The sequence below is a fragment of the Aeromonas sp. QDB23 genome, assembly GCF_027707745.1.
Taxonomy (GTDB): Bacteria; Pseudomonadota; Gammaproteobacteria; order Enterobacterales; family Aeromonadaceae; genus Aeromonas; species Aeromonas allosaccharophila.
Genome location: NZ_JAPCJA010000168.1, coordinates 1 through 797 on the forward strand (window position 1 = coordinate 1; position 797 = coordinate 797).

1 protein-coding gene is annotated in these 797 nt (G+C 42.9%); it reads right to left on the bottom strand.

Annotation, left to right across the window (positions count from 1 at the left end; translation table 11 throughout):
- Positions 1-297 precede the first annotated feature (297 nt).
- On the bottom strand, positions 298-690 hold the full coding sequence (locus PG888_RS23005; RefSeq protein WP_102989303.1) for a hypothetical protein: 393 nt from the start codon (positions 688-690) through the stop codon (positions 298-300).
- Positions 691-797: the final 107 nt, after the last annotated feature.

Consider the following 797-nt stretch of genomic DNA (forward strand, 5'->3'; position numbering starts at 1 on the left):
CTAAAAACTGGGAATAACGCCTTAAATGGCGAAGAAACGGTCTAAATAGGCTGATTCAAGGCATTTACGGGAGAAAAGATCGGCTCAAACTGAAAAAATGAAATGACTGAGTCAGCCGAGAAGAATTTCCCCGCTTATTCGCACCTTCCCTAATAATACAAATCGAATAACAACGAAGTGGCACGAGCGTGTGCGAAGCTAACACGCGGGTGTTTAAATTTCAATTGTGCTCAGATATCACTCACTCGCTATGGTAGTGATAGTATTTTTATTCAACGTTAGAAATCTATCTATTTATCATTTGTCTTTTTTATTTCTATCCAATTCAGCAGTTCGAATTCGTCTCATAGTTGCATGAGAGTAGTGCCGTTCGATCATTTTTACGCTGTTGCCGACCTGCGCAGCAATGTGTGCAAGCGGCTCTCCCCTAAGTATCTCATTAGTTATATAGGTATGCCTGAACCAATACAATGTTCCTTCAACTTCCATCTCATCAGCGAAAGATCGCCAAATTTCGGCAGGACGTTTTAGTTCGAATAGGCACTGGCTTGGAGCCTTAGCTTTGGCTTCAGAAATTTTTTCAAATCCCTGTATTTTAGCTAGCGGAGACATTACCTCAATTATAACCTTGCTCTCCTGCCCACTCCTTGAAATAATCATCTCACGGCCCTCTTTTATCGTGCCCTCCATTTTCCCCTTGCGTACTTTTAAGTAATAATCTTTCCTGATTACCCATGACCCTCAGCCAGCTTCAAGAGCCGATATGGCATCGGAGGGCTTGCCACGACTGCATGCCC

Excerpts from the sequence above, each read along its gene's own strand:
- PG888_RS23005 (WP_102989303.1), bottom strand. The coding sequence starts at position 690 with ATGGAGGGCACGATAAAAGAGGGCCGTGAGATGATTATTTCAAGGAGT.